This is a genomic window from Variovorax sp. 01T439_2 (assembly GCF_056398445.1).
Map to the genome: position 1 here is coordinate 1 of NZ_JBFTPJ010000203.1, position 7,393 is coordinate 7,393.

Annotated in this window: 9 protein-coding genes; 8 read left to right on the forward strand and 1 reads right to left on the reverse strand. The window is 63.9% G+C overall.

All coding sequences use genetic code 11. The features are described from left to right. A partial coding sequence (locus AC1DOC_RS11915) for an alpha/beta hydrolase (protein WP_478129847.1) occupies nt 1-831 on the forward strand: 831 nt, incomplete at its 5' end. 194 nt (nt 832-1,025) lie between these two features. On the opposite strand, the gene AC1DOC_RS11920 is transcribed toward AC1DOC_RS11915, so the two are convergent. Next, nucleotides 1,026-1,349 (reverse strand): winged helix-turn-helix transcriptional regulator, encoded by a 324-nt coding sequence (locus AC1DOC_RS11920; protein WP_015866250.1) that lies wholly within the window; start codon nt 1,347-1,349, stop codon nt 1,026-1,028. 72 nt (nt 1,350-1,421) lie between these two features. Here AC1DOC_RS11920 and AC1DOC_RS11925 point away from each other — a divergent pair, with 72 nt between their 5' ends. The 7 genes from AC1DOC_RS11925 to AC1DOC_RS11955 form a co-directional block, all read left to right on the forward strand. Then, on the forward strand, nt 1,422-1,976 hold the full coding sequence (locus AC1DOC_RS11925) for a carboxymuconolactone decarboxylase family protein (RefSeq protein ID WP_278877917.1): 555 nt from the start codon (nt 1,422-1,424) through the stop codon (nt 1,974-1,976). Nucleotides 1,977-2,036: 60 nt separating this feature from the next. Next, on the forward strand, nt 2,037-2,363 hold the full coding sequence (locus tag AC1DOC_RS11930; protein ID WP_015866248.1) for an EthD family reductase: 327 nt from the start codon (nt 2,037-2,039) through the stop codon (nt 2,361-2,363). A 188-nt stretch (nt 2,364-2,551) separates the two neighbouring features. Next, nucleotides 2,552-3,076, forward strand: coding sequence for a signal peptidase II (gene lspA, locus AC1DOC_RS11935; protein ID WP_015866247.1), 525 nt, complete (start codon nt 2,552-2,554; stop codon nt 3,074-3,076). A 517-nt stretch (nt 3,077-3,593) separates the two neighbouring features. Then, nucleotides 3,594-4,613 carry an AraC family transcriptional regulator gene (locus AC1DOC_RS11940; RefSeq protein ID WP_478129848.1) on the forward strand — a complete coding sequence of 340 codons (1,020 nt, stop codon included), beginning with the start codon at nt 3,594-3,596 and terminating at the stop codon, nt 4,611-4,613. Nucleotides 4,614-4,748: 135 nt separating this feature from the next. After that, nucleotides 4,749-5,489 (forward strand): nitroreductase, encoded by a 741-nt coding sequence (locus tag AC1DOC_RS11945; RefSeq protein ID WP_018907371.1) that lies wholly within the window; start codon nt 4,749-4,751, stop codon nt 5,487-5,489. After that, nucleotides 5,486-7,138 (forward strand): AMP-binding protein, encoded by a 1,653-nt coding sequence (locus AC1DOC_RS11950; protein ID WP_478080967.1) that lies wholly within the window; start codon nt 5,486-5,488, stop codon nt 7,136-7,138. Before AC1DOC_RS11945 ends, AC1DOC_RS11950 begins: the two co-directional genes overlap by 4 nt. Then, the coding region (locus AC1DOC_RS11955; protein ID WP_478129849.1) for a MaoC family dehydratase at nt 7,131-7,393 on the forward strand (263 nt) is incomplete at its 3' end. The genes AC1DOC_RS11950 and AC1DOC_RS11955, both read left to right, overlap by 8 nt.

The window sequence follows — 7,393 nt, forward strand, 5'->3', positions numbered from 1 at the left end:
GTGGGATGGATGCTTGTCCTTGGACTGACGGCTTGCGGTGGAGGCGGGGGCGGAGGCGGCAGTGGTGCGGTTGCTCCGCTGCTTCCATCGGCCACGCAACCCGCTGCAGTGCCGTCAGCGGCCGGTCGCCCGATCTCCGACTCGATCAAATCGGCTGAGACTGGTGCGACTTACCAGCTAACCATCTATTTCCCCGCGTCCTATAGCGGGAGCACCAAGGCCTATCCCGTCATCTATGCCCTGGACGGAGACGCCGTCAATGCGCCCAGCGGGCGATTCGAAAACTTGAGGGGCATCCTTGAACGCAAAGGCATCGATGCGGTTCTGGTCGGCATCGGGGGCACATCGCGCCGAAGCACGGACTACACTTTTCCGGGCGCCGTGCCGTACCACGACTTTCTGACGAAGGAACTCGTTCCATTCATCGAATCGAAGTATCGGGCGGACAGTACGAAGCGAATCCTGACAGGACATTCACTCAGCGGAAGCATGACTGGCTACGCCCTCTTTCTGGAAGGCGCGGGCACCACCCTTACTTTTTCGCATTTCCTCTCCTTCGACGGTTCGTACGGATATCAGCAAGCGGAGACTGATACGTATGAGCAGAAGATGTACGAGGTGCGGAAAGACAAGGCACTTCCCGCAACATTGATCCTTGCACGCTGCGGCGATACCACCCAGTGCAACTATCAGCCGGTCGATGCGGTCTATCAAAAGCTCTTGCAACGCGGTTACTCCGCTTTCCAGATCGTGGAGAAAACCTATTCGACCTCCCATGTGGCCGTCGATCTTCCGGCCTTCGAAGATGCACTCGCCGTGGTTTTCAAGTGAGCTGACCTCGGAACAATATGCGACTGCCGGCCCATGCATAAGTCCAGACTTCAGCTTCGACCCTGCGCCACTTTTGAGCTACGTACAACCTCAAGCGGGTGATGCGAATCCCGCGAATCGCGAAGACGATGCATCCGGTCTCGACACCCCGCCTCTAGCTTCGCCCGAGACCCCACGCATTGAAGGCGCGCGACTCAGCGCGCCGGGGGCTTCCACTGACGCGCCCAGTCGCTCAAAGGCGTCAGCGCTGCATTCAACTTTCGCCCCTCATCGGTGAGTCCGTAGCCTCCCTCGTCGTGCGTAACCAAACCAAGCGCTCGTAGCTCTGCGAGCCTCGTGTTCAACAGGCTGGAGTTTGTCTCGCAGGCCTCCTGAAGAGCGCGAAACGTCAGCTGCTCCGCGCGGAGCTCCCAAAGAATCCGAAGCGTGGACCTTCGACCCAGTAGGTCCAGAGCCACCATGATGGGGCGGCCGGTCCTTGAACCGCGCACAGGGGCGCCAACCTTTAGAACAGCCATGCTTTACTTTTCAAAGCAACGTGGATAAAGTGCAATGCTTTAGAAAATGTAGCAGATGCTCGAGGTCAACCCATGACTGTTCGTATCGCTCCTGCGGAGCCACCTTTCCCCGCCGGCATCCAATCTTCGCTTGAAGGCCTCATGCGTGGAAAACCGCCTCTGGTGCTGTTTACCACGCTCGCGAGGGACCCTCGCCTTTTCCAGAAGTTTTTCGCGGGCGGGCTGCTTGACCGTGGAAACCTAACCTTGCGACAGCGCGAACTCGTCATCGCGCGCACCACGGCGCTGTGTAAATCGGAGTACGAATGGGGCGTCCACATCGCACTGTTCGCATCGCACGCCGGATTTGATGAAGCCCAGGTCCTTTCGCTCGCCTCCGGACAACCGCGAGATACCTGCTGGCAAGATGAGGACAGGCTGCTGCTAGAGCTTAGCGACATGCTTCATTCCAACTGCACTGTCGACGACGCCCTATGGCAGTCGCTTAAGACGGCGTTCAGCGACGAGGGCATTCTCGAGCTGCTCATGCTGGCGGGCTTCTATCGCACCGTCAGCTATCTGACAAACGCTCTGCGCTTGCCTGCCGAGCCAGGCTCGGCAACCTTTCCCTCGTCTTACCGCAGCTAAGCCCCTTCGATCGTCCCCTCGCTTGAAACCGGTGGGATGTCTGATGACAAGGAGAACCGAATGATCAAAGTCACAGTGATGTACCCGTACACCGAGGGCGCCCGCTTCGATCACGCTTACTACCGCGACCGGCACATGCCGATGGTGAAGGCCAGGCTGGGCAGTGCCTGCGCCTACTACACCGTCGAAAAAGGCCTGGCCGGCCGAGCACCCGGTTCACCGCCCGCCTTCGTGGCGATGTGCGCGTTCATCTGCGATTCGGCCGAAAGCTACCTTGCCGCCAGCCAGGAGCACGGCGCCGAGATCAGGGGCGACATCGCCAACTACACCGACATCGTGCCGGTGGTCCAGTTAAGCGAGGTCGTCGTCGAGCGGTCGGATCGTTAAACGGACCAGGTCGAGATCTGTCGCGAGGTGCCTCCTTGGCATCTGATAACTGGAGGAACTCGCTCGTCGGCTCGCGCTCATACGGGAAAATACCGCCTGGAACCGCGCCGGTGGCGATCGACTGTCGGGGCGGCACGAGTGTTTGCACCTCAAGGGGCCCCGGCCCCACAACATCAACGGGAACCCCCATGACGATCATCGTGTCTGCTGACAGGCACCGCGACGGTATATCTGCCGTGGCGGCCCGGCTGGCGCCCTATCTGGGCATTGCCTTCGCGGTTGTTCTGCTTGACCAAGTGTCGAAGTCGCTCGCCACGCGATTCCTGCGCGGAGGCGAAATCCTTCCCATCACGCCCTTTGCCGATCTCGTCTTGGCGCACAACCGGGGCGTTGCCTTCTCCTTCTTGGCTGACGCCTCGGGCTGGCAGCGATGGCTGTTTACGGCACTTGCCATCGCGGCGGCGGCGTTCATCTTCAAACTGCTGGTGCAGCCCGGCGGGACGCCGCTGTTCAGGGCGGCCTTGGCACTTGTGCTCGGCGGCGCGCTGGGAAATGCGATTGACCGCTCGTGGCAGGGGCATGTGGTCGACTTCATCCATCTTCATTGGCGCGAGGTCTACGACTTCGCCATCTTCAACGTGGCCGATTGCGCCATCACTGCAGGCGCGGCGCTTCTGGTCCTGGCTGAGATCAGGCGGTCGCGAGCCGCTTGAAGCAGGCGCCTGCCACTCGAAGGTCGTCGGCTTCGACAAACAGTACTTCGATGCTGAGCCAGTAGAGAAACACAAAGCTTCGCAGCCCGCGGCGCAACCCGCTCTGGGTTGCCGTCAGGACAGAAGGTCGACCACCGCGCTTTCGCCGAGGCGGTCCACTCGCCAGTGGCCTGAACCGGCCTGCCGGTACACTTTTTCGAACGAACGCCTGAAAGCTCCCCGGCTTCCACCCGTATGACCGTGCAAACTCCGTTCACCTCGGCCTCGGCAGCAACTCGCCGAACGGCGGCTATGGCTATCAATGGTGGACATTTCCGCAAACCGGCGCGTACCATGCCCTGGGTCTGCCGGGTCAGTTCACGTACGTCGACCCGGCCACTCGCACGGTGGTCGTGAAGCTCAGCTACATGCCACCGGGCCGCACCGAGCCGATGCGCGGAAACGCGTGCCTTCCTTCAGGCCGTTTCGAACTGGAAGCTCCGCCGCTAGTGTTTCATCTCGTTGTTTGAGAGTTCGCATGAAATCAGCAGGGCTGAAAGGCACCGTTTCCATTGAACTCGTGCACGAGGCGCTTCGCGCCGCCGCGCTCAGGAACATGGACATCAGCGGCGTGCTCGAGATCGCCAGGCTGGACCGCGATCTGCTGAACGCGCCGCGCGCGCGCATTTCGGCGGCTGCGTATTCGCGCATGTGGGTGGCCCTGGCCGACCTGATGGATGACGAGTTCTTCGGGCTGGACAGCCACGGGCTGCGCCGCGGAAGCTATGCGCTCATGACGCGCGCGGCGGTCAACTCGGAGAACCTGGAGCACGCGCTGCGCCGGATCCTCCGCTTTCTTCACRCCACCCTGGACGACTTTCGCGGGGAGCTGGTCCGGTCGGCCGACGAGGCGCGCGTGATCCTGCATGACGGTGGCGTGCTGCGCCGGCTGTTCGGCTACGGCACCTGGTTCATCCTCGTCCATGGGCTGGCATGCTGGCTCATGCACCGGCGGATTCCCCTGCGCGAGATGCGGTTCCGCTGCCCGCCTCCCGCCGATGACAGCCACTACCGCACGCGCTTCTGCGAGGACGTGAAGTTCAACGCACAGACCACGCACATCACTTTTGCAAGCGAGCTGCTCGATCTGAAGATCGCGGAATCTCCGCAGACCGTCGACACCTTCCTGCGGGCCGCGCCCGCCAACCTGCTGGTCAAGTACCGCAATGACGCGAGCACCAGCGCACAGGTGCGGCATCGGTTGCGCAGCCAGATGCCCGATGCGTGGCCCGAACTGGAGAAGCTCGCGCAGGAGCTCTGCGTCTCCGGCACCACGCTCCAGCGCCGATTGCAGCAGGAAGGGCTGAGCTACCAGCGCGTGAAGGACGACCTGCGGCGGGACATTGCGATCGACCTGCTGTCGAGCGCCTCGCTGACGGTGGCCGAGGTCGCGGCCCGCACCGGCTTCCAGGAGCCCAGCGCCTTTCATCGCGCCTTCAAGAAATGGACGGGCGTGAGCCCCGGAAGCTACCGCTCCTCCGCGCACGCGCGGGAATGAGCCCGGGGCGCCCGGCGCCCGCCAAAGCGGCATCCGCATGCCCGAAAGCCCCGGCCAGATCGAGGCCTGCGGGCATGGGCATCGAATGCTTGCGGAACTAAGCTCCTCGGCAATCCTGCAACGAGGAAACCCGCAATGAACCGAACGATGGCGCCGCCGCTGGACGCGCAGGCGCTGCAAGGCGCCGTCGACTGGGCGATTGCCACGCGGCGCAGCATCAGGGCCTACTTGCCCAGGCCGGTGCCGCAGCAAGAGATCGAAGCGATTCTCTCGACCGCGCGCTACAGCGCTTCCGGCATGAACATGCAGCCCTGGCATGTGCATGTGCTGACCGGGCCCGCGAAGGCCGGCCTGTCCGCTGCGATCGCGGCGCTCGACGACGATCCCGCCAGATCGGGGGAACTGCTCGAGCCCTACGACTACTACCCGCGCGAATGGCTCTCCCCCTACCTGGAGCGGCGCCGCAAGGTGGGCTGGGACCTGTATGGGCTGCTCGGCATTGCCAAGGGTGACAAGCAGCGCATGCACCTGCAGCATGGGCGCAACTACCGCTTCTTCGATGCGCCCGTGGGCTTGTTCTTCACGATCGACCGCGCGCTGCAGGAAGGAAGCCTGCTGGACTGCGGCATGTTCCTGCAGAGCGTGATGATCGCCGCACGCGGCCGCGGCCTTCACACCTGTCCGCAGGCCGCGTTCCTGAAGTTCCATCGTCAGATCGCCGAGTTCCTGGACATCCCCGCGGGCCAGATGCTCGTCTGCGGCATGAGCCTGGGCTATGCCGACGAGTCCTCCATCGAGAACTCGCTGGTCACCGAACGGGAGCCGGTTTCCGCATTCACGGCGTTCCACGACAGCATGAAGGAGACAAGGACATGAGCGCGCAATCCTATGCAAAGGGCCTCGACCGCTGCGAGGCCAACCATGTGCCGCTGACACCGCTCGGCTTTCTCGAGCGCGCCGCGCTGGCGCATCCGAACCGCGTGGCGGTGGTGCACGGCGACTTGACGCGAACCTGGGCGCAGACGCGCGAGCGCTGCCATCGCCTGGCGTCGGCGCTGGTCGCCAGGGGCGTCCAGCCGGGCGACACCGTGTCGGTGCTGGCGCCCAACACGCCGGCCATGCTGGAGTCGCACTTCGGCGTGCCGCTGGCAGGTGCCGTGCTCAACGCGATCAATCACCGGCTGGACCCTGAAGGCATCGCGTTCATCCTGCGCCACGGCGAGTGCAAATTGCTGATGGTCGACCGGGAGTTCGCCGCGACGGTGGCCGCCGCCCTGAAGCTTCTCGCCAGCCCTCCCGCGGTCATCGACATCGAAGACCACCTCGCACCGCCCGGCGAACGCATCGGCGAGACCGACTATGAATCGCTGCTGGCAAGCGGCGATCCGGAGTTCCCCGGCCGCTGGCCGAGCGATGAGTGGCAGCCCATTGCACTGAACTACACCTCGGGTACGACGGGAGACCCGAAGGGCGTGGTCGCCAGCCACCGTGGCACCTACCTGATGAGCCTGCTGCAGATCACGAACTGGGCGATGCCGCGGGCGCCGAAGTACCTGTGGACCTTGCCCATGTTCCACGCGAACGGATGGTGCTTCACCTGGGCCGTGACGGCGGCTGCCGGGACCCACGTCTGCCTGCGCCGGGTTTCCGCCGAAGCGGTGCTGGAGGCGATCGACACGCACCAGGTCGATCATCTCTGCGCGGCACCGGTCGTGATGGCCATGCTCTCGGATTCAGCGCAGAACATCAGGCTGCCGCGCAGCGTGCGGGTACTGACCGCGGGATCCCCGCCGCCGCTGGCCGTGCTGAACGCCGTGCTCGCGATGGGCTTCGACGTGGAGCATGTGTTCGGCATCACCGAGGTTTGCGGTACGCCAGTGAGTTGCGCGTGGCAAGACGGCTGGGACGATCTTGCGCCCGCCGAGCAAGGCAAGCTGCGGGTGCGCCAGGGCGTGCGGGCCGCCATGTTCGAAGGCCTCATGGTCGGCGATGCGGACACGCTGGCACCGGTTCCCCGCGACGGCAAGACCGCGGGGGAGCTCATGCTGCGCGGCAACACCGTGATGATGGGCTACTTCAAGAACGAGGCGGCCACGCGCAAGGCGCTCGCGAATGGCTGGTTCCGCACCGGCGACGTGGCGGTCCTGCATGGCAATGGCTATGCGCAGATCACCGACCGCTCGAAGGACGTGATCATTTCGGGCGGCGAGAACATCTCTTCGGTCGAGGTCGAGGATGTCGTTCATGGGCATCCGGCCGTCCTGCATGCGGCCGCGGTCGCCCAGCCCGACGAGAGATGGGGCGAGGTGCCGTGCGTGTTCATCGAGCTCAGGGCAGGCGTTGCGGCGCCTTCCGAACAGGAGATCATTTCGTTCTGCCGCGAGCGGCTGGCCCATTTCAAGTGTCCGCGCCGGGTGATCTTCACCCCCTTGCCGAAGACCGCCACGGGAAAGATCCAGAAGTTCCGCCTGCGCGAGCAGGCCGGAAGCCGGGAGGCCATCACCGGCCTCGCGCGCCATGGTTGAGTTCGAACCCGCTGCCGGTGCACCTGTCGAGCCCGGCTACCGCTTCTCGCGAACCCACACTTTCGACGAAGAGCAGGTCAGGGCATTTGCCCTGGCCGCGGGAGACGAGAACCCGCTGCACCACGATGCGGCGTTCGCAAAAGGCACGCGCTTCGGTGGAATGATCGCCAGCGGCACGCACACCACCTCGCTGCTGATGGGTCTGACCGCCACGCATTTCGCGAAGAAGGGAAATGTCCTGGGCATCAACTTCTC

Excerpts from the sequence above, each read along its gene's own strand:
- AC1DOC_RS11920 (WP_015866250.1), bottom strand. The coding sequence starts at position 1,349 with ATGGCTGTTCTAAAGGTTGGCGCCCCTGTGCGCGGTTCAAGGACCGGC.
- AC1DOC_RS11925 (WP_278877917.1), top strand. The coding sequence starts at position 1,422 with ATGACTGTTCGTATCGCTCCTGCGGAGCCACCTTTCCCCGCCGGCATC.
- AC1DOC_RS11930 (WP_015866248.1), top strand. The coding sequence starts at position 2,037 with ATGATCAAAGTCACAGTGATGTACCCGTACACCGAGGGCGCCCGCTTC.
- lspA (WP_015866247.1), top strand. The coding sequence starts at position 2,552 with ATGACGATCATCGTGTCTGCTGACAGGCACCGCGACGGTATATCTGCC.
- AC1DOC_RS11945 (WP_018907371.1), top strand. The coding sequence starts at position 4,749 with ATGAACCGAACGATGGCGCCGCCGCTGGACGCGCAGGCGCTGCAAGGC.
- AC1DOC_RS11950 (WP_478080967.1), top strand. The coding sequence starts at position 5,486 with ATGAGCGCGCAATCCTATGCAAAGGGCCTCGACCGCTGCGAGGCCAAC.